The organism is Pedobacter sp. BG31, from assembly GCF_042464845.1.
GTDB classification, from domain to species: Bacteria; Bacteroidota; Bacteroidia; order Sphingobacteriales; family Sphingobacteriaceae; genus Pedobacter; species Pedobacter suwonensis.
In genome coordinates this window covers 16,955-41,869 of the sequence record NZ_JBHNZK010000013.1, presented here as the reverse complement: position 1 = coordinate 41,869, position 24,915 = coordinate 16,955, and the positions used below count along the sequence as shown (strand labels likewise).

Sequence of the window (24,915 nt, the reverse complement as noted above, 5' to 3'; positions counted from 1 at the left end):
ACGATGTCTGAAAATAAAAGCTATGTAATGTGGAATAATAAAGGTGGTGTTGGAAAAAGCACTATTACGTTTCATATTGCATCGGTATACGCTGAACTCAATCCTGATAAAGATATTATTGTTGTAGACATGTGTCCCCAGGCAAACTCATCTTCAATGCTAATGGGAGGAGGGAAGGATAGTGAAAAAAAGCTACAAGATTTAATTTCAAAAGAAGAGCCTCAGTCTATAGTAGGCTATCTGACTGAAGCAACCTTACTAGGTGACGCTGATATTAATAAATATATAACTAAGCTTAGTACAGTTAATTCTAACCTCTCAGAAAATATTTATTTAATTGCTGGAGATGGCAATCTTGAATTAATTGCTCCATTACTTTCGGAAAGAGCTGATGCAACACCACTTTCTGTAAGAGATGATCCATGGGTTAAAATACACTCAATAGTAAGAAATTTAACTAAAAAGAAGTTAAATGAAGGCCGAGATTGTGTTTATTTTATAGATACAAACCCAAGTTTTTCTATTTATACTCAAATTGCAATTGTCGGTGGAAGTAGCTTATTAGTTCCAATAAATGCTGATGATTCGTCTATTTTTGCTATAACTGGATTATTTAATTTGATCTGGGGAACATCTGTGGAGCATCCTGTATATGGTAAGTATACATTTGCATCTAAAGCAAAAGCCCATAAATTACCGCTTCCAAAAATTACTTATTTACTTGGAAATCGTTTTACACAAAAGAAAGGTGCAGCCCACGCATTTAAAGCATTATCAAATGAAGCATTGAATAAGATGTATGATGAGTTTATTAAAAACCCTGATAAATTTGAAGCTACTGATCACCAAATACATAATATTGCAGACTTTGAAGCAAGTTATAGTATAGAATTGAGAGATTTTAATAGTGCAGGAGTCGTTGCGGCAAATCAAGGGTTACCATTAAGTAAAATGGATAAACATACTTATGAAGTGTATGGAGAGGTGATCCAAGTTGCTAAAGAGCAAAGGGAATTATGTAAAAGTACTATAGAGGAATTAGTTCAAAAACTTTAAAAAGCTATATTCCGAAAATTTTAGTTTTTCATATTACTATCTAATTTAAGTAAGGTTTTGGGCAAACGCTCAAAACCTTATTTTTTGTTTATATTTTTGTATTACAATAGGTTTCACCTTAAACCTTACTCCTTATGCCTTCAACCTTGAAACATAGCAAACACGAAATCATTCCCTGCGAAAGATGCGGAAGCGCTATTGAATGCAAGGCAAATTCCTATACTAAATGCCAGTGCAGTGTGGTGCAACTCAGCATTAACGAAGTACAGTATATCTCCGAACTCTACGATGGCTGCCTTTGTGCCAAATGCCTGTTCGAACTGCAACAGGAATACAGAGAAGCAATAGGGGTATAAGTTTTAATTAATTGTTGCTTTCCAATTTATATACTGATCTGTAGCTACACACCAACGCATTGATAAAGTTGTCCCAAAAACGCGTTCGGTTAACTAATATCCATATTGTTTGCATTGTCCAGCTTTATGAGCATTGTCCTGCGGTTAGGTCGGCTTCTTAGGTCTAAAAAAAGTACATATTTTTCGCATTAATTGTAATTTATACATTTAAAATTTCTGTGGCTATTTGTACAAATCAAAATGCCCGGATTTTGCTCATTATAAGCGTTCGGTCAGCTTATTCCAGGAAATCTCATCTGCAGATGACATTTTGCACTCAATGGATCCTGAGTCGTTTTTGAGGCCTTAAAAGCGATAAAAAATAGTTTCAAATTAAGCGCTGAAAATGATAATAAAGCACATCATTTGATATCCATATCGCACCTGATAAATGGTTTATCAGGCTTAAAAAAAAGAAAAATATAAAAGATTATGGAAGCGCTCATTTCTAATTACTGGTGGGTTTTAGTGGCACTGTTGTGTATCGTTTTATACAAATATATTTTACGTTTCCTATTCGGTATGGTCATCGTACCTGAAGACAGGATCGGGTTGATTACCAAAAAATTTGTGCTCTTTGGATCGGCAAGGGAATTACCGGACGGACGTATTATCGCGATTAAAGGCGAGGCTGGTTTCCAGGGAAAAACTTTGGCGCCGGGCTTATATTTCGGGATGTGGTTTTGGCAGTACAGTGTAAGCATGGAGCAATTTACCATCATCCCTGAAGGGAAAATCGGACTTATTATGGCTAAAGACGGGGCCGAAATCCCAACGGGCAATATCCTGGGGCAAAAAGTAGAGTCTGATAATTTTCAGGATGCCGTAAAGTTCCTCGAAAACGGTGGTCAGCGGGGGAGGCAAACCGCTTACATTACTTCCGGTTCGTACCGGATCAATACCATGTTGTTTCAGGTTTCCGTTACCGATATGGTCCGCATTCAGGAAAGTATGGTGGGAATTGTAACTACGCTGGATGGTTTACCAATCGAAGCTAACCAGATTGCGGGTAAACTGGTAGAAGGCCACAATAATTTTCAGGATTTTGATGCTTTTATAAGGCATGGTGGTAATCGCGGGCTGCAACCACAGGTAATTCTGGCAGGTTCGTACAACTTAAACCCCTGGGCTATCCAGTTAGAAGAAATTCCCATGACTGAGATTGCCATAGGGTATGTAGGCGTGGTGATTTCGTTTATTGGTAAAGAAGGTGATGATTTAACTGGTGCTGATTTTAAACATGGTAATATTGTAGCTAAAGGATCCAAAGGCGTTTGGCTGGAACCGCTTGGACCAGGAAAATATCCCATTAACAAATACATTATGAAGGTAGAGCTGGTTCCTACAACTAATCTGGTACTCAACTGGGCATCGGCACGTAGTGAAGCACATAACCTGGATAAAAATCTATCAACTATAACCGTGCGCTCCAAAGATGGTTTCCCGTTTAACCTGGATGTGGCACAGATTATCCATGTACCCACTACTGAAGCACCAAAAGTGATTGCCCGTTTTGGAAACATGGTGAATCTGGTTTCGCAGGTTTTGGAGCCTACTATTGGTAACTATTTTCGTAACTCGGCGCAGGGCAGCGATGTAATTGCTTTCTTAAGTACCCGTAAAGAACGTCAGGAATCGGCAAAAGAGCATATCCGTAAGGTACTTGATGAATATAACGTAAATGCGGTTGATACTTTGATTGGTGATATTGTTCCACCAGAATCGCTAATGAAAACTCTAACCGACCGTAAAATTGCGGAGGAGCAAAAAGTGACATACGAAACTCAAAAACAAGCACAGGAAACCCGCCAGGGAATGGAGAAAGAAACTGCCATTGCCGATATGCAAAAAGATATTGTGAAGGCACAGCAAAGTGTGGAGATTGCGGAACGTACCGCAAGTGCAACAGTGAAAAAATCGGAAGGTGATGCAGCGGGAGTAAAACTAGCGGTAGGAGCAGAGGCTGAGGCTACCAAAATGCGTGCTCATGCTGAAGCTGAGGCTACGAAAGCACGTGCACAAGCCGATTCTGAAGCAATTAAGTTACGGGCATCAGCAGAAGCAGAACAGATTTCGTTAACCGGTAGCGCTGAAGCAGGTAAAATTTTAGCGGTAGGTAAATCTACAGCAGAGGCTTACGAACTTGCTGTTAAAGCTTTGGGAGGCGAAAACTTTACCCGTTACAAAATTACTGAAGAGTTATCCAAAGGCAATGTGAAACTGATCCCGGATGTATTGATTGGTGGAAATGCCAGTGCGGGCGGTTCAGCAATGGATGGTTTATTAGGGTTAAAACTAATGGAGTTAATGGATCCTGAAAAACGTAAGGAAGTGGTTGCGGTTGCCGAAATTGTAGAAACCAAAACGAAGCCGAAAAAGGATAATATCAATCCCTAAACAATTTTAAAAAAGCAGGTGAACAGTACTAAAAATGTTCATCTGCTTTTTTTGATATCGATTTCTGAGCATTTTGGACACATTTTTTAAATACCGGCTTAATTACCGTTCTTTTTCGGTAAGTAACAGATCTGATAAACGCGCAGGTTTGAATTATTTTGAAACCTTTACTATCTTTGCAAGGTGAATAAAGTTGTCCTCCTGCTACTTTTCCCGGTACTCATTTTTAATACCTCCGTTCGCGAAGTAATAAAGGCACCTCAACTTGTTCTTCACTTTTTACAACACCATCAGCTCAATGCTGAAATCAGTTTTATGGACTTTCTTGAAATGCATTACTTCGGGCATGACCTGGATGATCATGATGATGAAGAGGATATGAAACTTCCTTTCAAAAAGATTGATGGTCATCATATCATTTCAATCGGTGTTCCGGCAGAAAAATTTATTTTACTAAAAGCAGTATGCCTGAATATACATACCAGGAAAGCTTTCAGTTACACCAATTCTTATAGTAATCCTGCTTTCGGAAGCCTGTTTCGCCCACCCATTGCCATAGCTTAAAATTTATTGTTCAAATTTTTCAGAACCATTTCCTATGGCTTCTGGATATGTCTGTTATTTTAATTTAAGTTATGATGTTAAATAAAATCATCGGTTTTTCCATCCGGAATAAACTGATTATTGCTTTGTTCGTATGCTCACTGATTGGTTGGGGTACTTACGAGGTTACTAAATTACCGATAGATGCACTTCCTGATATTACCGATAACCAGGTGCAGGTTATTACCGTTTCTCCATCATTGGGCGCACCGGATATTGAGCGCCTCATTACATTTCCTATTGAGCAAGCCTGTAGCAGTATTTCCGGACTTAAACAGATCAGGAGTTTTTCACGTTTCGGACTTTCTTTGGTTACCATCGTTTTCACTGAAGAAACCGATGTTTACTGGGCAAGACAGCAAATTGCTGAACGCTTACAGCAGGTGCAGCAAGAAATTCCGCAGGGCATAGGTTCGCCGGCAATGGCTCCTGTTTCAACAGGCCTAGGCGAAATATATCAATATGTAGTTCGGCCAAAAAAAGGTTACGAAGGCAAATTTAATGAACAGGAATTGCGTACGATTCAGGATTGGATAGTGAGAAGACAGCTTTTGGGTACGCCGGGAGTCGCGGAAGTATCTAGTTTTGGCGGCAGGCTGAAACAATACGAAGTTGCGGTGCGGCAAGACCAACTTAAAGCCTATGGATTAACCATTGCCGAAATATTCGATGCCCTTGAAAAAAACAATGAAAATACAGGCGGGGCATACATTGAAAAGGGACCAACTGTTTTATATATCCGAAGCGAAGGATTAACAACCAATCTGGCCGATATTGAAAAGATTGTGGTAAAAACGCTTGATAACGGAATGCCTGTTTTAATGGGCCAGGTTGCCAAGGTTCAGTATGGCTCGGCAATACGTTATGGCGCGATGACCTATAATGCCCAGGGTGAAGTTGCAGGTGCTGTGGTGATGATGTTAAAAGGTGAAAATTCTTCTGTGGTAGTAAAACGGGTTAAAGATAAAATTGCGAAAATTCAAAAAATGGTTCCCGATGGCGTGGTGATTGAGCCTTTTCTGGATAGAACAAAAATGGTCGACAATGCCATTAGTACCGTAGAGACCAACTTAATGGAAGGTGCGCTGATTGTGATTTTTGTACTGGTGTTTTTCTTAGGGAATCTTCGTGCAGGCCTGATCGTATCCTCTGTGATCCCGCTATCTATGCTTTTTGCGATCATATTGATGAATAAGTTTGGGGTTGGCGGAAACCTGATGTCGCTTGGAGCGATAGATTTCGGTTTAATTGTAGATGGTTCTGTAATTGTGGTCGAGGCCATCCTTCACCGCTTTTCGCACAGTAAACACTTTAGGGCTATTGGTAAGATAGACCAAAACCAGATGGATAATGAGGTGGAAAAATCAACCGGATCGATGATTAAATCGGCAGTATTTAGTCAGATTATCATACTGATTGTTTACCTGCCTATTTTATCGCTGGAAGGCATCGAAGGCAAAATGTTTAAACCCATGGCCTGGACCATTGCTTTTGCTATTCTTGGCGCATTTCTCTTGTCCATCACTTATGTGCCGATGATGTCGGCTTTATGCCTGAATAAAACCATCAGCCACAAGAAAAATTTAACCGATAAGCTGATGGCATGGATAGAGAGAAAGTACCAACCTATCTTAAGTAAAGTACTCCGTTTTCCAAAAACCATTCTGGTCGTTACACTTTCCTTGTTCGCTATTTCTATTTTTATAATGGGTACCCTCGGTGGGGAATTTATTCCACAGCTGGAAGAAGGCGATTTTGCCGTTGAAACCCGTTTGCTCACCGGTAGTAACCTGAACAATACGATTGAAACTACACAAAAAGCATCGAAAATTCTGCTGGATAAGTTTCCTGAGGTGCAAAAGATCGTAACCAAAATAGGAAGTGCCGAGGTACCAACAGACCCCATGCCCTTTGAAGCAGGGGATATGATGGTAATTTTAAAACCTAAAAAAGAATGGACTTCTGCTAAATCATTTCCTGAATTAAGTGCCAAAATGACCAAAGCGGTTGAAGTAATTCCTGGTATTACCGTGGGTTTTCAATTTCCGGTACAAATGCGGTTTAACGAACTGATGACCGGAGCAAGGCAGGATGTAGTTTGTAAAATATTCGGTGAAGACCTGGATTCGCTGGCTGGTTATGCCAAACGTTTAGGAACCATAATCGGTACCGTTAAAGGAGCTATCAATGTTTACGAAGAGCAAGTTACGGGAATGCCTCAGGTAGTAATTAAATACAACCGCGACGGAATGGCTAAATATGGCATAAACGTAGGCGATGTAAACCGGGTGGTTAATACTGCTTTTGCAGGACAGGTGGCTGGTCAGGTTTACGAAGGGGAAAAACGTTTTGATATGGTGGTACGCCTTGATGAAGCAGCCCGGAAAAATATTAAAGATGTAGAAAACCTGATGGTTTTAACCAAATCCGGTAATCAGGTGCCTTTAAGTATGGTTGCTAATATTGAAGAAGTGGAAGGAGTCAACCAGATTCAAAGAGAAGATACCAAACGCAGGATCATTGTTGGGTTTAATGTGAAGGATAGGGATGTGCAGTCGATTGTAGAAGAACTACAGCATAAAGCAGCTGCAAAACTTAACTTGCCTAAAGGTTATACCATTTCTTATGGCGGCTCTTTTGAAAATATGACGGCAGCGAAATCACGATTGGCAATTGTAGTACCGATCGCCTTATTGCTGATCTTCTTGCTCCTTTATTTTGCTTTCAGTTCTGTTAAACAAGGACTTTTAATTTATACCGCTATTCCACTTTCCGCAACAGGTGGCATATTTGCTTTATGGATCAGGGATTTGCCTTTTAGTATTTCGGCCGGTGTAGGTTTTATTGCCCTTTTTGGTGTAGCCGTATTAAACGGAATTCTCCTGGTTTCAGAATTTAACCGGTTAAAAAGAGAGGGCTGGACAGATGTAAAAAGAATTGTCATCCATGCTACAAAATCAAAACTTCGTGCCGTTTTAATGACGGCATTGGTCCCATCACTTGGTTTTATTCCGATGGCCATCAGTACTGGTGCAGGCGGTGCGGTTCAAAAACCATTGGCTACAGTGGTTATTGGTGGTTTATTAATTTCTACCTTATTAACATTATTTGTTTTGCCCATGTTATACATATTATTTGAAAAGGGCTTTTCGTATTTCAAACCTAAAAATAAACTTGCGTTAACTGTACTCATCATACTTTTTGGAGCCTTAAATACGAATGCGCAGAAGTCCATCGGCTTAAAAGCGGCGTTAGATACTGCCGTTAAAAACAACATTTCGTTGCAGGTTGCCAAAACCAACGTTCAGTATTATCAGCAGATTGCTAAAAGTAGCTTTGACGCACCAAAAACAGCAATTGGTTTCGATTATGGCAAATTCAACAGTCTGGAGAATGACAATAAATTTTCTGTTGTACAAACACTTGATTTTCCGACCGTTTATGCAAGGCAATTTGCCACCCATAAAACAAATTTGCGCATCAGCGAGATTGAAGTTGATGTCCGCCAGCTCGATCTGAAAACCGAAGTAAAATCAGCCTACTATAATCTGTTATTGTTAAATGAAAAACAGAAATTGTTACTTTGGGCCGATAGCGTTTATAGCGCATTTCTGGATAAATCCAATCAGCGTTTTAAATCAGGGGATGTTGATTTGCTGGAACTTCGTACTGCAGAAAATCAAAAGCAGCAAATCAGCAATCAACTCGAGCTACTGAAAACAGATAATGTGCTGATGCAAAACAGGTTTAAGTTTTTGTTAAATACGGATGAAACCCTGCAGCCAAGGGCTGATAGTCTACTTTACTCTGCTGGGCCTTTATTTAGACGGGAACAAATTAACCACCCTTTGCTAAAATTAGGAGAAGAACAATTGGTGTTGGCCAGGCAACAAAAGACACTCGAAAAAAGTAAATTGATGCCCACCCTTAGTTTCGGTTACAACAATTCGAGTATTATTGGTTGGCAAACCAATAGTATTGGCGCAGAACAGTATTTTGATAAAAGCAAAAGATTTTCTTCGGTTAGTGTTGGTGTTGGAATTCCGATTTTTTTCGGCGCACAAAATTCCCGTATTAAAGCCAATGGTATTTTAATACAACAGCGCGAAAAAGAATTGGCGCTGACTAAAAAAACGCTGGATAATAACTTAACAAGTGCTGTTGAACGTTATACCCGGCTTGAAAAACTTATCAGCTCTTACCAGAAAATTGCATTAAGAAATGCAGCTGATATCGTTAAAACAGCATCTGATAAACTTAATGCGGGCGAAATTGCCTACTTGGATTGGGTAATCCTGGTTAACCAGTCTATACAGCTTAAAGTAGAATATTATGATAAAGTGCAGCAATTTAATGAAGCTGCTTTTGAAATTGAACGTATTACGGTCACAGATAAATAAGATAAAATGAAAACTCAAATATTAGCAGGATTAGTTTGCTTGTCGCTTTTGATGGCTTGCAATGGTAAAGATAAAAAAGAAGCTGTAAAGGCAGAAAAAACCGCAGTTATAAGTACGGATGAGGTGCAATTAACAGATGAACAAGCAAAAAACGCTGGAATTTTAATTGGTAAAATAGCGCAAAGGGCGATGCACAGCACCATTAATGTGAATGGAGTTGTGGATGTGCCGCCAGAAAACACGTATTCCGTTAGTGTTCCTATGGGTGGCTATATAAAAAAAATGATTATGATGCCCGGAATGCTGGTTAAAAAGGGAGCAGTTTTAGCGCTGGTTGAAGATCAACAATATATTCAGCTCCAGCAAGATTATCTGACTTCGGTGAACAGGTTAAAGTTTTTAGCTGCAGATTATACAAGACAAAAGGGATTAAATCAAACAAAAGCAACGAGTGATAAAATCTTCCAGCAAACAGAGAGTGATTATAATAACCAAAAAGTTTTGGTCAAAGCATTAGCCCAAAAACTGAGGCTGATTGGTATTAATCCTGGAACTTTAAATGAAAATTCGATAACCCGTAACATTAAAGTTTGTTCGCCTATTAGTGGTTACGTAACCAAGGTTAATGTAAACACGGGTAAATTTGTTACTGCAACTGATATTTTATTTGAATTGATCAGCCCCGGAGAATTGCATGCAAACCTCACTGTATTTGAAAGAGATGCTGCAAATTTAAAGACAGGACAGGAAGTGATCTGCAACACTACTGCAAATCCAGAAAAAAAATACATAGCGAAGGTACATTTGATCACCCCAAACATAGAAGACGACCGCACTACAAGTGTTCATTGTGATATCCAAAATTCTGATCATAAATTATTGCCTGGTACATTTTTAAATGCAGCGATTTCTATTGGTGCAGCAAAAGTTGATGCTTTACCAGAAGATGCCGTTGTTAAATGGGAAAATAAATATTATATTTTTGAAGAACTTGGTAATAAGCGATTTAAAATGTTGCCTGTGGAAATTGGGAAAGCTATAGATGGATTTATAGAAGTTAAAACGAATAAAAAACCAGGTAATGTGGTAACAAAAAATGCTTATGCAATTTTGATGAAAATGAAAAACGGGGGAGAAGAAGGCGAATAAGTTGATTTGAGAGCAAAGTTCGCAATAATAAAGAGAATACTTTGGCACATCTCATTGTTTCTAATAAGTGTTTCTAAATAAGTCCATACTTCAAGCACAAATGATTAAACATAATTTAAAGTAACATTTACAATTTTATGCCATTCTACTTTTAAACAAAATAGTAACTTTGCAGCCAGATTTTGAATGATTGATTTTTGAATGAATGAATGACTTTACATGGCCTTCAATCATTTGATCATTCTCTCATTCTCTCATTTTTCAAAAAATATGAAGAAAGTAAAAGTTGGCTTAGTGCAAATGAGTTGTACTAAAGATAAGCAGGAAAATTTAGATAAAGCTATTGCTAAAGTAAGGGAAGCCGCTGCAAAGGGTGCACAGATTGTTTGTTTGCAGGAACTTTTTACATCCCTATACTTCTGCGATGTGGAAGATTATGATAATTTCGACCTTGCAGAAGCTATTCCGGGCCCATCAACGGATGCTTTGCAGGTGGTGGCCAAAGAATTGGGTGTGGTAATTATCGCTTCTTTGTTTGAGAAACGTGCTGAAGGTTTGTACCACAATACCACTGCTGTTTTAGATGCTGATGGATCATATTTAGGCAAATACCGTAAAATGCATATTCCTGACGATCCTGCTTTTTACGAAAAATTCTATTTTACACCAGGCGATTTAGGCTATAAGGTTTTCGAAACCAAGTTTGCGAAGATCGGCATTTTGATTTGCTGGGACCAATGGTATCCTGAAGCTTCGCGCATTACGGCCTTAATGGGTGCTGATATCATGTTTTATCCAACTGCAATTGGCTGGGCGACTGATCAGGATGAAGAGACCAATCAAGATCAATACAATGCCTGGCAAACCATTCAACGCTCACATGCTGTGGCCAATGGCGTTCCGGTGGTGAGTGTAAACCGTGTTGGCTTTGAACAAGATGGTGCCATGAAATTCTGGGGCGGCAGTTTTGCAACCAATGCACAGGGTAGGTTGATTTATTTAGCATCACATGATCAGGAAGAAACAGAAGTAGTGGAACTGGACCTCGATCAAAGTGATTTTATGCGCAAGCACTGGCCATTTTTAAGAGATAGAAGAATTGATTCTTACCAGCCGATTACGAAAAGGTATATTGATGGGGATTAAGAAAGTCGGAGGTCAGTAGACCGAAGTCGGAGGCCAAAGAGCACAGCTGCAGACTGCCTAAATCTGAATAGCGCGTAAGAAGTTAGATACTGGTAACTGTAGAGAGCTTTGAGTGGGATAAATAGATCATAAAGATTTGGTTTGAAATTTAGGATGTTGTAACTTGTTGTTATAATAATTTCAAACAATAGCATCTGACTTCAGATCATTAACCTCGGACTAAAAATGGCATTCAAATTTGAAAAACTTAAGGTTTGGCAAAAAGCTTTAGACCTTGCAGATGAAATAGATAAATTGACAAAATTTTTTCCAAAAGAAGAGATTTATGTTCTGACATCGCAAGCGAAACGTGCTGCTGACTCCATTTCAATGAACATTGCCGAAGGAAGCACTGGCCAGAGTAACCCTGAATTTAAAAGATTTTTAGGTTATGCCCTAAGATCAGATATAGAAGTCGTGAATTGTTTGCATTTAGCTATCAGGCGAGGATATATTACTGAGGAAATCTTTCGAAAGCACTATCAGGCATGTGAAGAGGTTTTGATCATGATTTCAGCTTTAATTAAATCGCTAAATTAAGTTAGGCGGAAGATCGAAGTCTGAAAATATTCCAGCCATGGCTAACGAACTAGATATTCGGACTTCGCTTTCGGACTTTGAAAAAACAACACATTAATTACCGGACTTCGGATACCTGGCTTTCGGACTAAAAATAAAACACTAGATCATCCGACTTCGGACATCCGACATTCGGACTTTATTAACACTAAATCACCGGACCTCGGACACCCGACTTCGGACTAAAACATATGTCAAATTTCCCTCCCAGAGAAAACTTAAATATCAATCAATTCGATTATTCACCTAAGCAGCAAGGTTATGCTTTCCCTGCTGAGTGGGTTAAACATGAAGCAACCTGGTTAAGTTGGCCGCACAAAGAGGCCAGTTGGCCGGGTAAGATCGAAACCATTTACGCTCCTTATTGCCAGTTTATTAAAGTGGTGGCTGAGGGCGAAAAAGTGCGTATCAATGTAAAAGACGAAGAAATGAAAGCCTTTGCCATTGCCGAACTTCAAAAAGCAGATGCCGATTTAACGCAGATTGAATTTTATTTCAACGAAACCAATGATGCCTGGTGCCGAGATCATGGGCCGGCATTTGTGCTTAAAGGCAATGAAAAAGCAGTGGTGGATTGGGGTTACAATGCCTGGGGCGGTAAGTACCCGCCGTTTGATCTGGATGATGTAGTGCCAACTAAAATTGCAAAACATTTTAATTTGCCATTATTCAATCCCGATATTGTAATGGAAGGCGGTTCGGTAGAGTTTAATGGCGCCGGTACAGTTTTAACCACTACTGCATGTTTGTTGAACGAGAACCGCAATCGACATTTAACCAAAGAACAGATTGAAAAGTACCTGCTTGAATATTACGGTCAGGATCAGGTATTGTGGCTCGGCGATGGCATTGTGGGGGATGATACTGATGGCCATATTGATGATATTACCCGTTTTGTAAACGAGGATACCGTTTTAACTGTTGTAGAAAGTAATCCCTTGGATGACAACTATATTTTATTGCAAGAAAATTTAGACGCGTTAAAGGCGATGAGATTAAAGGATGGTCGCTCATTAAATATTATTGAGTTACCAATGCCTTCGCCAGTGATTTATGATGATACCCGTTTGCCAGCTTCTTACGCCAATTTTTACATCGCCAATTCAGCAGTTATTGTTCCGGTTTTTGATGATGTCAACGATCAGAAAGCTTTAGACATTATCCAGGGCTGTTTCCCCGATCGCAAGGTGATTGGAATTAACTCAGTCGATATTATTTGGGGATTGGGAAGTTTCCATTGTCTAAGCCAGCAGGAACCAGCGTTATAATTTATTGATATGAAACTGAGCAGAATAATTTTATTCGGTAATGATATTAGTGCACTAAAGGACTTTTATCAATCCATTTTTAATTTTTCGTTAATAGAGGAAATTGAAAACGAGTGGTTGGTTTTCAACGCAGGAGCCATCGAAATTGCGTTTCATCGAATTGGGAAATCATTCAGAAATGACGATAATTTTCGTGCAGAAAGTAATTTGAAAATGGTTTTCAGTATTGAAGAAGATATTGAAGAGGTTCGAAAACGACTTATAGAAAGAGGTGCAAAAATGAAAGATATCAAATCTTTTGAAGGTATTGATTATCTTTTTTGTGATGGAGAAGATATTGAAGGGAATGTTTTTCAGCTTAGCCAGAAAAAAGCATAATCTTTTATTGCTTTAAATTATAACTTTACAACATTAAAACATTTCAATTTTACAATATTTCATAATGAAATTACTAGAAGGAAAAACAGCGTTAATTACCGGCGCATCAAAAGGAATCGGTCGTAAAATAGCGGAGAAATTTGCAGAGCAAGGTGCTAATGTAGCATTCACCTATTTATCATCAGTAGAAAAAGGTCAGGCTTTAGAACAGGAGTTGCAAGGTTTTGGTACCAAAGTTAAAGGTTATCGTTCTGATGCTTCTAAATTTGATGAGGCTGAGCAATTGATCAGTGATATCGTTGCAGAATTTGGAGCTCTTGATATTGTGGTAAATAATGCTGGTATTACCAAAGATGGTTTATTGATGAGGATGAGCGAAGAAAACTGGGATGATGTAATCAACGTCAACTTAAAATCAATCTTTAACGTAACTAAGGCAGCATCTAAAGTGATGATGAAAGCCCGTAAAGGTGTTTTCATTAACATGAGTTCAGTAGTAGGTGTTTCAGGTAATGCTGGTCAGGCTAATTATGCCGCTTCTAAAGCTGGTATTATCGGTTTTACCAAATCGGTAGCTAAAGAACTGGGATCGCGAAATATCCGTGCTAACGTGGTTGCGCCAGGCTTCATCCGTACCGAAATGACAGATGTTTTAGATCCTAAAGTAGTTGAAGGCTGGGAAAAAGATATTCCGTTAAAACGTGCCGGCGAAACCGAAGATATTGCAAATGTTTGCGTGTTCCTGGCTTCAGATATGAGCGCTTACGTAACCGGACAAACCTTATCAGTTTGCGGTGGAATGCTCTAAGAGGTTTAAGGCTTAAGGCGGAAGGTTTAGTTCAACAAGCGATAAAAAAGTCAAGGTTTTAAAAAACTTGACTTTTTTTGTTACTTCACAAGATATTTCCCCTTCACTTCACTTACATCGGCTTGATTTTTATTCTTCTCAAAAGCTAAATAGCCAGGTTGTAACGATTTCCAGAAACTGGCCTGATCAGGAAATTGCTTTGAATACTTTTTTAAGTTTCCATTGGTCATTTTGAAGGGATAAATGTTTACCGGAATCTTTTCCTGACCAGCATTGCTTGCCTCAACGCCTAGAATATACACTTCTTTAATTTTTTCGTCCGTTAGCGGAATGCAACCAACCGTAACACAATCGCCATGGATGTAAATATCACTTCCCGGTTTTCGGTCTTTTCCAGTTCGAACATCATCTATCGTATTCGGATAATTTATACCCATTGATAAATGAAATTTGCTCATCGGGTTGAAAACATTGATGTAATAAAATCCTTCAGGTGTTTGTCCGTCGCCTTCCATTACTTTTGGCCCCAGTGTACCCGAATGTGCACAAAAATCATAAGTGCGGAATAATTTGTAGTTTTTATCAGTATTAGCCTTTAACCAAACTTCCAGTTTACCTTCACTCTTATAAGCATTGATTACCATCGAAAATTGATCACCAAAACCTTCAGCCAGGATAAATTTTCTTAATGTTTCCCACTTTTCGCTGTATGCCTTTTCTACTCTTTCAAATTTGATTTGAGTTGCTTTGAAATTATTTTGGGCATTTACCATAAAGCTTAGAGATAGCAGTAACGTTAAAAAGATTAATTTCATAAGATCGATTTGGTTTTAAAGATAGGTAATTAACCACAGAGCGTATAGCGTTCTCTTTTTTTACCACAAAGGTCACAGAGAAAAGACGCGAAGTACACAGAGTTCGGTGCTTAAAAAGGTTTAGATACTCCATGATCCTCAGTGCAAAACTCAGTGCACACGGTGGTTAAACGAATGGTGTTTTAGCTTTAGCATAATTCTTTATGATTAACAACCTTGAAAATTTACCTAAATTTACCATCTTTATGAATTATGAACGTTTTTTTTTCAGGGGCTTCTATTTTGTCTTTTCTGGGTTGCCTGGCATTAGGCATACTCTATGCCTGGTTGCTTTATCGCGGTAATAAAAATCTGGATAAAAAACTTCAATATGGTTTGGCTGCGTTAAGGATTGTGGTTGTTACTACGATTTCATGGTTCCTGTTTGCACCACTCATTAAAACCTTAAATTATACTTTAGATAAGCCTGTAATCATCATCGGACAGGATAATTCACTATCAGTTGGTCAGGTTAAAGCAGCAGGTTTCGGTCAAAAACGATACGAACAAAACCTTGAAAGGTTAAGGGATGAACTCGCAGGCAAATACGAAGTAAAAGTGCTTCATTTTGGCGATCAGGTTGCTGATGGCTTCGACTTTAAAAACCGGGGAAAATTGACCGATGCTTCTGCATTTTTTCAGAAAATCAGAGATGAATATACCAACCGCAATGTCGGGGCAGTTGTTTTGGCTACCGATGGGATTTTTAACCATGGTGGCAACCCATTATACAGCATTAATCAGATCAATGCCCCAATTTACACCATTGCGCTGGGTGATAGTATTCCCAGGCGCGATGTATTGATCTCGAATGTAAATTACAATAACATTGTATACCTGGATGATGATTTTACGGTCGAAGTACAGGTACAGGCTTTTCAAAGCAACGGTGAAACCACATCATTAACCATTAGCGAAAATGGTGCAAAGATAGCGCAACAGAATATCTTGATTAATGCCGCTTCCTTTGTTAAAACCATTCCGGTAAAGCTACATGCAGGCAAAATCGGTGTGCAGAAGTACACGGTTCAATTAAGCGCTTTAGCAAATGAAATTACCACGCAAAATAACATTCAGACCTTTTATGTAGAGGTTATTGACGGCAGGCAGAAAGTATTGCTTGCTGCTGCTTCACCTCACCCTGATCTGGGTGTTTTAAAGGAGGCTATTTCGCTCAATAAACACTACGAAGTTAAACTTGCCCTTGCCGATGATTTAAACGCGACAGATCCGTCTAAATTCGATTTAATTGTTTTGTATCAGTTGCCCGATGTGCAGAACATTTCTTCAGCCTTTTTAAAGAAATTAACCGGGTTAAAAAAGCCAGTCTGGTACATTGTGGGGGCGCAGAGCAATGTAAATGCTTTTAATCAGATCCAAAATCAAGTTAATTTGAGCTCCGCCAATGGTTCTGTTCAGGAAGTATATGCCGATTTTGCCAATGGGTTTACCAGTTTCAATCTGACGGATGAGGATAAAAAGCAGGTTTCATCTTTCGATCCTTTACTGAGTCCTTTTGGCAGGTTAACCGTAAATGCAGGAGCAATTCCGGTGTTTAATCAACGCATTGGTAAAGTAAATACGCAGCAACCATTGCTGTTTTTTGCAAACGAAAACGGCTTAAAAACCGGTTATTTAATGGGGGAGGGGTTATGGCGATGGAAACTTGCTGAAGCTGAAAACGAGGCGCCAAAATCCGTTTTAAATGATCTGATTTCAAAAACCGTTCAATACCTTTCTGTTAAAGATGATAAACGTAGGTTTAAGGTTTTTACTGCTAAAGCCGCTTATGATGAAAATGAAAGTATCCAGTTTAATGCAACACTTTATAACGACAGCTACCAGGCGGTTAATGAGCCCGAGGTAAATCTGCAGGTTAAAAATGAAGCGGGAAAGCTGTTCAATTATACTTTCTACAAAACGGAAACGGCTTATCAATTGGATGCAGGTACCATGCCGGCTGGTAATTATTCGTATGTGGCCAATACAGCACTCGGCGGAAAGAAATACACGGCTACCGGAAGTTTTCATGTAAACGCTTTAATTGCTGAATACCAGGAAACGACAGCCAACCACCAGCTTTTAAATACCATGTCTAAACAAAGCAATGGTAAATTGTTTATGCCCGAAAACCTGCTTAAAATAGCTGATGAAATCCTGAAAAATGAGAACATCAAAACCATCAGCTATGAAGACCGTAAGTATGATGAGTTGATTAATATGAAATGGTTGTTTGGTTTAATCATGATCTTGCTTGGAACCGAATGGTTTTTAAGGAAAAGAAACGGGGAACTCTAAGTTTGGAGTTGGGTGTTGTGAGTTTGGTGTGCAGTCAGATGTTACCATCTGACTTAGTAATTATTTTGAAATGGATAAATAAAATGATATAGGTGCTGTCAGATGTTACCATCTGACAGGGCGATTATGTTTGGTAATAACTGATGGTATTTGATTAATCTGAAAAGTGCGGGTGTTAACATACCGACACATAAAGTGCAATAGTTATGGGGTTAAGAAACAGAAATTTATTTTTAGAGAAAAAATGCTTTTTTTGACCACAAGTTGCTATAAGCACATAAAGCTGCTCGAAAGTGATTTTTGTAAACTAATTATTGCGAATAGCATGAACTTCGTGGCGGTTAAATACAATATTTCAATCCTTGGGTATGTAATCATGCCCAATCACTTTCATATTCTGCTTTACTTCAACGAAGAAAATAAATTATCTGATGCCATGCGTGATTTGAAAAAGTTTTGTGCATTTGAAATAAGGAAATACCTTGAAACCAATGAAAGTCTTTTACTGAATCGGATCAGGATTGAAAATGAGAAGCAAGTATTTAAGGTTTGGAATGATAGATTTGATGATGTTTGGATCGGTAATAGAGAGCTTCTAGAAGTTAAACTGGAATATATTCATCAAAACCCTTTGCAAGCTCACTGGAGTTTAAGTGAATATCCTGAAGATTATAATTATAGCAGTGCAGCATTTTATCTTGGTAACGAACACGATATTATTAAGCTAACTGATTACAGGGATATTTTTGATTGAATTGGAACTTGTGTCAGATGGTAACATCTGACACCACGAAAAAGAAGTTAAACTGGAATATATTCATCAAAACCCCTTGCAAGCTCAGTGGAGTTTAAGTGAATATCCTGAAGATTATAATTATAGCAGTGCAGCATTTTATCTTGGTAACGAATACGATATTATTAAGCTAACTGATTACAGGGATATTTTTGATTGAATTGGAACTTGTGTCAGATGGTAACATCTGACACCACGAAAACTAGAGATCTTTGGTTGATAGTTCTAGGTGGATGTGCAGTTAGATGGATGTGCAGTCAGATGTTACCATCTGACTGATAGATATTTTTTGTAAATAATTGAAGGTGTTTTAACTTTGATAGTGCCAGATGGTAACATCTGACACCACAAAAAAAGGTACTTCTGACACCACGGAAAGGAAAAGGAATAGGGAGCTTTAAGTTTGGAGGCTCGTAACTCCGAACTAAAAACTCCAAACTGAGTTAGTGCCATTCATCCCGGTAAACAAACTTAGGCATATGCCATTCGAAACGGATAGAAAGCAGTCTCAATGTTAAACCTACTATGGCAGCAAAAACAGTTGCAAGCATTTCGGATCCATGAAAATGTTCGATCCCGATGTAAACAGAGCCGGTAACATTTGCTGCACTGGCATAAATCTCTTTGCGGAAAAGAAAAGGCACTTCATTGCAGAGTACATCACGAAGCACGCCACCTGCACAACCGGTGATCATTCCGCTAAAAAGTACAATCAAATAAGGTAAATGAATCTGTTGCGCTACCTGGCACCCGATAATGGTAAACACCACCAAACCCAAAGCATCCAGGTAAAGAAAAAGTTTTTTGAGCCTGGTCATGATGGACGCAATAAAAGCAGCAAATAAGGCCGCCGCCGCAGTAATCACTAAATACTCGGGATGTTCTACCCAACTCATGGGGTAATGTCCAAATAATACATTTCTAACCGTTCCGCCACCCAGAGCCGTAACCCAGGCAATAATACAAACGCCAACCCAATCCATATCGCGCCTGCCGGCAGATAATGCAGCAGTCATGGCCTCGGCAGTTATGGCTATAATGTAGAGGATATGGAGCATTCGAATGTAACGGTTTAATCGGTTAATTGATCGGCCAATTGTTTAACAGTTGAACTTTAAACTAAATACTGTCAACTGAATACTGCACACTGCCAACTGAAAACTAATCTTTCTTCTCCTCCCTGATAATCACGAAAACATCTTCATTATCTTTCTTCATAAAATATTTTTCGCGTGCAAATTTCTCTGCAGTATTTAAGTTGGTGTTCAGTTCGTTTAAATCCTTTTTAACCTGGGCGGTTTCTTTCTCGAAATATTCTTTTTCTTCCTGCAGTTTATTCGCCTGACTGCGGTATTCATATTGCGACATCATATCATTTTTGTCGAAAAATAGCATCCACATCGCGAAAGCGACCGTTGCAAGGAAATATTTATTGCGGAAAAGATCTATTAAACGTTTCATATTTTTCTCGAAAACCGTTATTAAACCTTGCAGGTTTTTAAAACCTGTAAGGTTTGCTGAGCAAATATAGTATTAAATAAAAACATCCGAAGATTTAAAATCTCCGGATGTTTCGCAAATAAGTTTTTCAACTTGGTAACACCAAATTGGATTGTCATATTGAGCCCGTCTAAACACCTATCGAAAAGTTCTTCGGCAAGCTCAGAATGACACTCATCATAAGGGTTATTTTTTCGCGTATTTGAATTTCGAACCGATGAAACGTGCGTTTTCGCCCAATTCTTCTTCAATACGTAACAATTGATTGTATTTTGCAATCCTGTCCGAACGTGAAGCTGAACCGGTTTTAATCTGTCCGCAGTTTAATGCAACAGCTAAATCAGCGATGGTAACATCTTCAGTTTCACCAGAACGGTGACTCATTACCGAAGTATAACCACTGTTTTGTGCTAAAGTAACCGCATTAATCGTTTCAGTTAATGAACCGATCTGATTTACTTTTACCAGGATAGAGTTTGCCGTATCTTCATCGATACCACGTTGTAAACGGGTTACGTTAGTTACAAACAAATCATCACCTACCAATTGAACGCGGTCGCCAACTTTATCAGTTAAAGTTTTCCAACCAGCCCAATCGTTTTCATCCATACCATCCTCGATAGAGATAATTGGATATTTGGCAGAAAGATCAGCTAAATATTGTGCTTGCTCTTCGCTTGAACGTATAGCACCTTTATCGCCTTCAAATTTGGTATAATCGTATTTACCATCTTTGTAGAACTCAGATGATGCACAATCTAGCGCTAAACAGATTTGTGAACCTGGTTGGTAACCAGCAGTTTCAATAGCTTTTAATACCGTTTCAATTGCATCTTCAGTACCATCAAAAGTTGGGGCGAAACCGCCTTCATCACCTACCGCAGTAGATAAACCTCTATCGTGAAGGATTTTTTTCAAACTATGGAAAACTTCAGTTCCCCAACGTAACGCCTCAGAGAAAGAAGGTGCACCTACTGGCATGATCATAAACTCCTGGAATGCAATAGGAGCATCAGAGTGAGAACCACCATTGATGATGTTCATCATCGGGATAGGTAAAGTGTTTGCATTAACACCGCCAATATAACGGTATAATGGCTGGCCAATTTCGTCAGCAGCAGCTTTTGCAACCGCTAAAGAAACACCTAAAATAGCATTAGCGCCTAAGTTACCTTTGTTCTCGGTACCATCAAGGTCTAACATAAGTTTGTCAATTGCGTTTTGTTCAAAAACATCAATACCCCTTAATGCATCAGCAATTTTGGTGTTTACATTTTCTACTGCTTTTAAAACGCCTTTTCCTAAATATGTAGATTTATCTCCATCACGTAATTCAACAGCTTCATATTGTCCGGTAGATGCACCACTTGGTACTGCAGCACGGCCAAATGCACCTGCTTCCGTTGCAACTTCTACTTCTACTGTTGGATTTCCTCTTGAATCGAGGATTTGTCTCGCATGGACATTAACGATTATGCTCATTTTTATTTTAATTTTTGTTGATTTCTTAACCTGCTTAGTGTACAAAGTACAATTACTAAGCCCAACATCAAAGTTAGTATAATTTTTAAATAAATAAAGCGTTTTGAGGGTTAATGTTACGATAGTTGACTGAGTTAACAGATGGTTAATTTAAGTTTATATTAGCGGCGAAACCGATGTAGGTTGCAGCTTAACAGGTATTGAGTACTGATGTTGATTTGAAAAGCAATTGCAGTATTACTTCTGTTGGGGTTGGCCCCGCTTTTCATTACAAGTCCTCTCCCGATGAAAAATCGGGATTGCGGGCTTTTCATTTCAATCGGGTTTAAATTACTTAGGTTCGGTAAATTATAGGAAACAATGCCCGTGCTGAAGATGCCGTCATCCCGATGCTATAGCTGTAAGATCAGGAGGCATTGGAATGGTGATATTTATCGGTCGGTGTCTCACCGACCGAATAGAGTCTCTTTATTTTTTAGCCTCCGCCAAAAGTTCTGAATTCAGGCGTACATATTCATCAATCTTTTGGGCTTTAGCGGCGTCAATGCCTTGTTGCGCTGTAATTGCAGCAGCAGCTTTATCGCCCATTTTTAACTGAATACGGCCTTTCCAAAGTTTAAACCAAGGTGCCTTTGGATCTGATTTTTCTGCTTCAGTCGCCCATTCCAAAGCCTGTTTTAAATCTTTTCCATGCTGAAAATAGTATTGTGCAGCTGCAAAATAGGGTTTCTTTTCACCTTTCATGGCTTCAGCAATATTGGCCATTACTTTTTCATCAATAGAAGTGGTGATATTAACAGCATACGCGCTATTTTCCCACATCATGTTTAAAGTTGCAGAAGTTTCGCTGACAGAGGAGAACTGCATGGTCAAAGTTTCAACTTTATCCTTTAGAGCCATCGTTTTTACTTTAACTCGAAGTATATCGTCACTTTCCTTATAATCGTATGCACCCCACTGATCGGCAGTCTTATTGAAAATGACGGTCCACTCATTTTTACCAGGAATACTAAACAAGCTATATTCCCCTGCTGGTAAATCTTTACCTTCAACTTTAACGTCATCGGTAAATTTAACCCGCGTAGCAGCGTTTGCTCCGTTACGCCATACCACACCCATCGGTTCTATACCACCAAAAATTTTGCGGCCTTTTACATTCGGACGGGAATAGGTTAAGGTTATTTTGCCCAATCCAAAATCCTGGATTAAGGTTTGGCCACTACTTGGCTGAGGGAATTTTGCATCCTGGGCACCGGCGAAATGTGCAGCACCTAAAAGTGCAACAGATAGCATTAATGATTTGATCGATAATTTCATTATTTTGTTGTTTTTGCTTATTGCGAATTTACGCAATAAGCTCCGGCTTTAACAAAAGTTTAATATCAACTCTAAATCAGTTGGTTTTTTCTGAAACCAAAAATCAGTTCATCAAAATATTCACCATTTTTAAAAATGGTCCCCTTTAATTCGGCTTCGAACACAAAACCAGATTTCTGTAAGACCCTTTGTGAAGCCAGGTTGGTATGGGTAGTCCTCGCGAAAATTCTGTCGATCTCAAATGTTTTGAAACCATATTGTAGCATTTCTTTTATCGCAAGCGCAACGATGCCTTTACCCCAATGTTCTTCCCCAATCCAATATCCTATTTCTGCACTTTTGCTGTAGATGTCTGCCAGTTGATGTACGCCGATCGATCCTATTACTTCATCGTTAAATACAATGGCTTTGATCTGTAAGGGATCGTGACTCGAAGCCAATTGAATAAAAGCCTCTCCATCTTTTTTCTCGTAAGGAAAAGGAAATTTATTGGTCAGGTATTTGGAAATGTTAAAGTTATTAGCATGTTTAACCAAATTTTCAATATCACTTTTTTGGTAAGGGCGTAAAATTAATTGCATTGGTTTAGATTATGATCTGCCGAATGTAAAGCTAAATGTTGGCAAAAATAAAATTTAAACGCTGTAATTCCGTTTTAATCTGGTTCATGCCAATTAAACCGCCAGACATGCCGCTTGATTGCTGAAAAACATTTACTGTCAGTTCATTTTCTTCTCCTGGCATCATGGTTACGCTGAATTTGTAGTAGGTTGTAAATGCACTCAATAATAGTCTTTTTATGCGGCTGCCTTTTTCTAAAATTAAATTCCCGAATTGTTGATCTATTACCTTATAGCCTTGTAATTCAAAAAGCCCGGTAATTTTTCTAGTCATTTCCTCAACAGAAATATCCCTGTACAGGTTTGAAATCAATCCGTCAACCGTTTGCAGGTTTTTTACAAAAAAAGTCATAATAGTAAACAGGGGTTATTTTAGTTCATCTAATACCTTAAACAACTTTTTGTTGATACTGTTTCCGCTGTAATTATTAATATTGATCACGACAACGTATTTGTTGCCTGCTGCATCAGTATGGTAACCTGCAAATGCCGAAACATCATTAATGGTTCCGCTTTTAATTTTCATGCCATTGTATTCCGGTAGGGCTTTTTCATAGTCAGCGAACCAGTTTTCTTTTTGGATCTGGAAAAGTATATTAGCCATGGCAGAGGTCGTGACCCTGTCGCCCGGAGAAAGTCCGCTGCCATCAATAATGTTAAGTGCCGTTTTATCGATTCCCTTACTTGCCCAAAAATTAATCTCAGTTTCTGCACCCTTGCTTGTTATAGCTTCTTTGCCTGATTTTATTGCAATGGTTTTCAAAAGTGATTCGCCATATAAATTAATACTTTTCTTTAAAAACCAATAGGTAATGTCGCTTAAACTTGGCGAACTGATGGTGTTTATTTTCTGTGTAACAGGAGGAATAACCTGATTATTCAGGGTCATCAACCTGGTGGTGGTGGCTTGCCGGCTGGTAGAAATTCCCAGTCTTTTCAATGTATCCTCCAAGCGGTAAGCGCAATCAAACGCAGGATCGGGCAAAGCAACCGAAATGCCTGTTTTAGCAACCCCCATTCCCCAGCTCCCGCGCAGGTAAGCCACATCGCTATAGGGTGGGAGAAAGGCATAACTTCTGTCGCCGGTACCAGACGAGCCGGTTTTCAGCTCGTTTATAATCTGAATGTATGGAGTAGCCGGAACTGTTTTTACAAATTTTACCTCGTCAGCTGTGCTGCTACCAGGCCTAAGGTGAATATCAAATTGATTTTCCCGCCAGGCCAAGCCAGATGTTCCTGCGCCATAATAATTGCCTATATCCTGCCAAACCCAACCTTCAGGCGTGGTTTGTGTGCCAAAGATACGGTCATCACCAATTATAGCGCCATCAATTTTCTTAATTCCGACCGCCTTTATGGCAGCAACCCATTGCGTTAAAACAGTATTTTCTTTGTTTTGATAACGCCATGAACCCAAAGTGGGGTCTCCACTGCCGATTATCATTATGTTACCCTTTAAGGTTCCATCGTTGGTAACCGTACCGGTGTAAGCCAAAGTAGTCTGGTACTGGAAATCTTTTCCTAAGATACTAAATGCAGTAGCGGCGGTAATGGTTTTTAAGGTTGAAGCGGTAGCCAAACCTATCTGTTCATTTTTAGCATATAAGGTTTTGCCCGTATTGGCATCCAAAACGCATAGCGAAACCATCGCATGTCTGGCCTGTTCATCATTTAATAGATTATTAAAAGCTTTTTCTATATTTTGGATTCTGTTTTGGGCAAAGCTCTGGGTAAAGAAGAAAGACAGGAAGATGAAAAGGAGTGTGAAAAATTTCATTTGTGTGCAGTGGAAATCACTAAATTATATATAATTTGGTGATTATGATCTCTTTT

At 38.9% G+C, this 24,915-nt stretch carries 21 protein-coding genes; 13 read left to right on the top strand and 8 right to left on the bottom strand.

The features are described 5' to 3' along the window. Positions 1 to 3 precede the first annotated feature (3 nt). The 11 genes from ACFE6N_RS15605 (at position 4) to fabG (ending at position 14,218) form a co-directional block, all read left to right on the top strand. On the top strand, positions 4 to 1,056 hold the full coding sequence (locus ACFE6N_RS15605) for a ParA family protein (RefSeq protein ID WP_378937923.1): 1,053 nt from the start codon (positions 4 to 6) through the stop codon (positions 1,054 to 1,056). A gap of 134 nt (positions 1,057 to 1,190) precedes the next feature. Next, the gene (locus tag ACFE6N_RS15600; protein WP_378937921.1) at positions 1,191 to 1,412 is read left to right on the top strand and encodes a cysteine-rich CWC family protein; all 222 of its coding nucleotides are present in this window, start codon (positions 1,191 to 1,193) and stop codon (positions 1,410 to 1,412) included. A 471-nt stretch (positions 1,413 to 1,883) separates the two neighbouring features. Beyond that, on the top strand, positions 1,884 to 3,848 hold the full coding sequence (locus tag ACFE6N_RS15595) for an SPFH domain-containing protein (protein WP_378937919.1): 1,965 nt from the start codon (positions 1,884 to 1,886) through the stop codon (positions 3,846 to 3,848). Positions 3,849 to 4,031: 183 nt separating this feature from the next. Continuing rightward, positions 4,032 to 4,412: a hypothetical protein gene (locus ACFE6N_RS15590; protein ID WP_378937917.1), complete on the top strand. Its 381-nt coding sequence runs from the start codon at positions 4,032 to 4,034 to the stop codon at positions 4,410 to 4,412. Between the two features lie 71 nt (positions 4,413 to 4,483). Next, positions 4,484 to 8,851 (top strand): CusA/CzcA family heavy metal efflux RND transporter, encoded by a 4,368-nt coding sequence (locus ACFE6N_RS15585; protein ID WP_378937915.1) that lies wholly within the window; start codon positions 4,484 to 4,486, stop codon positions 8,849 to 8,851. Positions 8,852 to 8,857: 6 nt separating this feature from the next. Then, positions 8,858 to 10,000, top strand: coding sequence for an efflux RND transporter periplasmic adaptor subunit (locus tag ACFE6N_RS15580; protein ID WP_378937913.1), 1,143 nt, complete (start codon positions 8,858 to 8,860; stop codon positions 9,998 to 10,000). 270 nt (positions 10,001 to 10,270) lie between these two features. Further along, on the top strand, positions 10,271 to 11,146 hold the full coding sequence (locus ACFE6N_RS15575) for a carbon-nitrogen hydrolase (protein WP_378937911.1): 876 nt from the start codon (positions 10,271 to 10,273) through the stop codon (positions 11,144 to 11,146). A gap of 225 nt (positions 11,147 to 11,371) precedes the next feature. Beyond that, positions 11,372 to 11,725, top strand: coding sequence for a four helix bundle protein (locus tag ACFE6N_RS15570; protein WP_378937909.1), 354 nt, complete (start codon positions 11,372 to 11,374; stop codon positions 11,723 to 11,725). Positions 11,726 to 11,955: 230 nt separating this feature from the next. Further along, positions 11,956 to 13,032, top strand: coding sequence for an agmatine/peptidylarginine deiminase (locus ACFE6N_RS15565; RefSeq protein ID WP_378937907.1), 1,077 nt, complete (start codon positions 11,956 to 11,958; stop codon positions 13,030 to 13,032). A gap of 9 nt (positions 13,033 to 13,041) precedes the next feature. Beyond that, complete coding sequence (locus ACFE6N_RS15560; RefSeq protein WP_378937905.1) at positions 13,042 to 13,410, top strand: VOC family protein; 369 nt, start codon at positions 13,042 to 13,044, stop codon at positions 13,408 to 13,410. A gap of 64 nt (positions 13,411 to 13,474) precedes the next feature. Then, entirely contained in the window at positions 13,475 to 14,218 is a 744-nt protein-coding gene (gene fabG / locus ACFE6N_RS15555; RefSeq protein ID WP_378937903.1) for a 3-oxoacyl-[acyl-carrier-protein] reductase, read from the top strand. Between the two features lie 80 nt (positions 14,219 to 14,298). On the opposite strand, the gene ACFE6N_RS15550 is transcribed toward fabG, so the two are convergent. Continuing rightward, positions 14,299 to 15,033 (bottom strand): murein L,D-transpeptidase family protein, encoded by a 735-nt coding sequence (locus ACFE6N_RS15550; RefSeq protein ID WP_378937901.1) that lies wholly within the window; start codon positions 15,031 to 15,033, stop codon positions 14,299 to 14,301. A 252-nt stretch (positions 15,034 to 15,285) separates the two neighbouring features. Between ACFE6N_RS15550 and ACFE6N_RS15545 the strand changes: the two genes are divergently transcribed. After that, positions 15,286 to 17,370 carry a hypothetical protein gene (locus ACFE6N_RS15545; RefSeq protein ID WP_378937899.1) on the top strand — a complete coding sequence of 695 codons (2,085 nt, stop codon included), beginning with the start codon at positions 15,286 to 15,288 and terminating at the stop codon, positions 17,368 to 17,370. A gap of 244 nt (positions 17,371 to 17,614) precedes the next feature. Beyond that, entirely contained in the window at positions 17,615 to 18,124 is a 510-nt protein-coding gene (locus ACFE6N_RS15540; RefSeq protein ID WP_378937897.1) for a transposase, read from the top strand. Between the two features lie 482 nt (positions 18,125 to 18,606). Here the strand turns inward: ACFE6N_RS15540 and ACFE6N_RS15535 are convergent, their stop codons facing one another. The 7 genes from ACFE6N_RS15535 to dacB all read right to left on the bottom strand — a co-directional run bounded on the left by ACFE6N_RS15535 (position 18,607) and on the right by dacB (position 24,859). After that, positions 18,607 to 19,221, bottom strand: coding sequence for a trimeric intracellular cation channel family protein (locus tag ACFE6N_RS15535; RefSeq protein ID WP_378937895.1), 615 nt, complete (start codon positions 19,219 to 19,221; stop codon positions 18,607 to 18,609). Positions 19,222 to 19,324: 103 nt separating this feature from the next. After that, entirely contained in the window at positions 19,325 to 19,624 is a 300-nt protein-coding gene (locus ACFE6N_RS15530) for a septum formation initiator family protein (RefSeq protein ID WP_029286805.1), read from the bottom strand. 225 nt (positions 19,625 to 19,849) lie between these two features. Then, positions 19,850 to 21,145 (bottom strand): phosphopyruvate hydratase, encoded by a 1,296-nt coding sequence (gene eno, locus ACFE6N_RS15525; protein ID WP_145860189.1) that lies wholly within the window; start codon positions 21,143 to 21,145, stop codon positions 19,850 to 19,852. A 468-nt stretch (positions 21,146 to 21,613) separates the two neighbouring features. Further along, positions 21,614 to 22,462, bottom strand: a complete 849-nt coding sequence (locus tag ACFE6N_RS15520) for a DUF2911 domain-containing protein (RefSeq protein ID WP_378937892.1) — start codon at positions 22,460 to 22,462, stop codon at positions 21,614 to 21,616. A 71-nt stretch (positions 22,463 to 22,533) separates the two neighbouring features. After that, on the bottom strand, positions 22,534 to 23,043 hold the full coding sequence (locus tag ACFE6N_RS15515; RefSeq protein WP_378937890.1) for a GNAT family N-acetyltransferase: 510 nt from the start codon (positions 23,041 to 23,043) through the stop codon (positions 22,534 to 22,536). 31 nt (positions 23,044 to 23,074) lie between these two features. Beyond that, the gene (locus ACFE6N_RS15510) at positions 23,075 to 23,434 is read right to left on the bottom strand and encodes a hypothetical protein (RefSeq protein WP_378937888.1); all 360 of its coding nucleotides are present in this window, start codon (positions 23,432 to 23,434) and stop codon (positions 23,075 to 23,077) included. 15 nt (positions 23,435 to 23,449) lie between these two features. Continuing rightward, complete coding sequence (gene dacB / locus ACFE6N_RS15505; RefSeq protein ID WP_378937886.1) at positions 23,450 to 24,859, bottom strand: D-alanyl-D-alanine carboxypeptidase/D-alanyl-D-alanine-endopeptidase; 1,410 nt, start codon at positions 24,857 to 24,859, stop codon at positions 23,450 to 23,452. Positions 24,860 to 24,915 lie beyond the last annotated feature (56 nt).

Bases quoted from the DNA above. Each gene is read 5' to 3' on its own strand.
- ACFE6N_RS15605 (WP_378937923.1), top strand. From the start codon at position 4: ATGTCTGAAAATAAAAGCTATGTAATGTGGAATAATAAAGGTGGTGTT.
- ACFE6N_RS15600 (WP_378937921.1), top strand. From the start codon at position 1,191: ATGCCTTCAACCTTGAAACATAGCAAACACGAAATCATTCCCTGCGAA.
- ACFE6N_RS15595 (WP_378937919.1), top strand. From the start codon at position 1,884: ATGGAAGCGCTCATTTCTAATTACTGGTGGGTTTTAGTGGCACTGTTG.
- ACFE6N_RS15585 (WP_378937915.1), top strand. From the start codon at position 4,484: ATGATGTTAAATAAAATCATCGGTTTTTCCATCCGGAATAAACTGATT.
- ACFE6N_RS15580 (WP_378937913.1), top strand. From the start codon at position 8,858: ATGAAAACTCAAATATTAGCAGGATTAGTTTGCTTGTCGCTTTTGATG.
- ACFE6N_RS15575 (WP_378937911.1), top strand. From the start codon at position 10,271: ATGAAGAAAGTAAAAGTTGGCTTAGTGCAAATGAGTTGTACTAAAGAT.
- ACFE6N_RS15570 (WP_378937909.1), top strand. From the start codon at position 11,372: ATGGCATTCAAATTTGAAAAACTTAAGGTTTGGCAAAAAGCTTTAGAC.
- ACFE6N_RS15565 (WP_378937907.1), top strand. From the start codon at position 11,956: ATGTCAAATTTCCCTCCCAGAGAAAACTTAAATATCAATCAATTCGAT.
- ACFE6N_RS15560 (WP_378937905.1), top strand. From the start codon at position 13,042: ATGAAACTGAGCAGAATAATTTTATTCGGTAATGATATTAGTGCACTA.
- fabG (WP_378937903.1), top strand. From the start codon at position 13,475: ATGAAATTACTAGAAGGAAAAACAGCGTTAATTACCGGCGCATCAAAA.
- ACFE6N_RS15550 (WP_378937901.1), bottom strand. From the start codon at position 15,033: ATGAAATTAATCTTTTTAACGTTACTGCTATCTCTAAGCTTTATGGTA.
- ACFE6N_RS15545 (WP_378937899.1), top strand. From the start codon at position 15,286: ATGAACGTTTTTTTTTCAGGGGCTTCTATTTTGTCTTTTCTGGGTTGC.
- ACFE6N_RS15540 (WP_378937897.1), top strand. From the start codon at position 17,615: ATGCTTTTTTTGACCACAAGTTGCTATAAGCACATAAAGCTGCTCGAA.
- ACFE6N_RS15535 (WP_378937895.1), bottom strand. From the start codon at position 19,221: ATGCTCCATATCCTCTACATTATAGCCATAACTGCCGAGGCCATGACT.
- ACFE6N_RS15530 (WP_029286805.1), bottom strand. From the start codon at position 19,624: ATGAAACGTTTAATAGATCTTTTCCGCAATAAATATTTCCTTGCAACG.
- eno (WP_145860189.1), bottom strand. From the start codon at position 21,145: ATGAGCATAATCGTTAATGTCCATGCGAGACAAATCCTCGATTCAAGA.
- ACFE6N_RS15520 (WP_378937892.1), bottom strand. From the start codon at position 22,462: ATGAAATTATCGATCAAATCATTAATGCTATCTGTTGCACTTTTAGGT.
- ACFE6N_RS15515 (WP_378937890.1), bottom strand. From the start codon at position 23,043: ATGCAATTAATTTTACGCCCTTACCAAAAAAGTGATATTGAAAATTTG.
- ACFE6N_RS15510 (WP_378937888.1), bottom strand. From the start codon at position 23,434: ATGACTTTTTTTGTAAAAAACCTGCAAACGGTTGACGGATTGATTTCA.
- dacB (WP_378937886.1), bottom strand. From the start codon at position 24,859: ATGAAATTTTTCACACTCCTTTTCATCTTCCTGTCTTTCTTCTTTACC.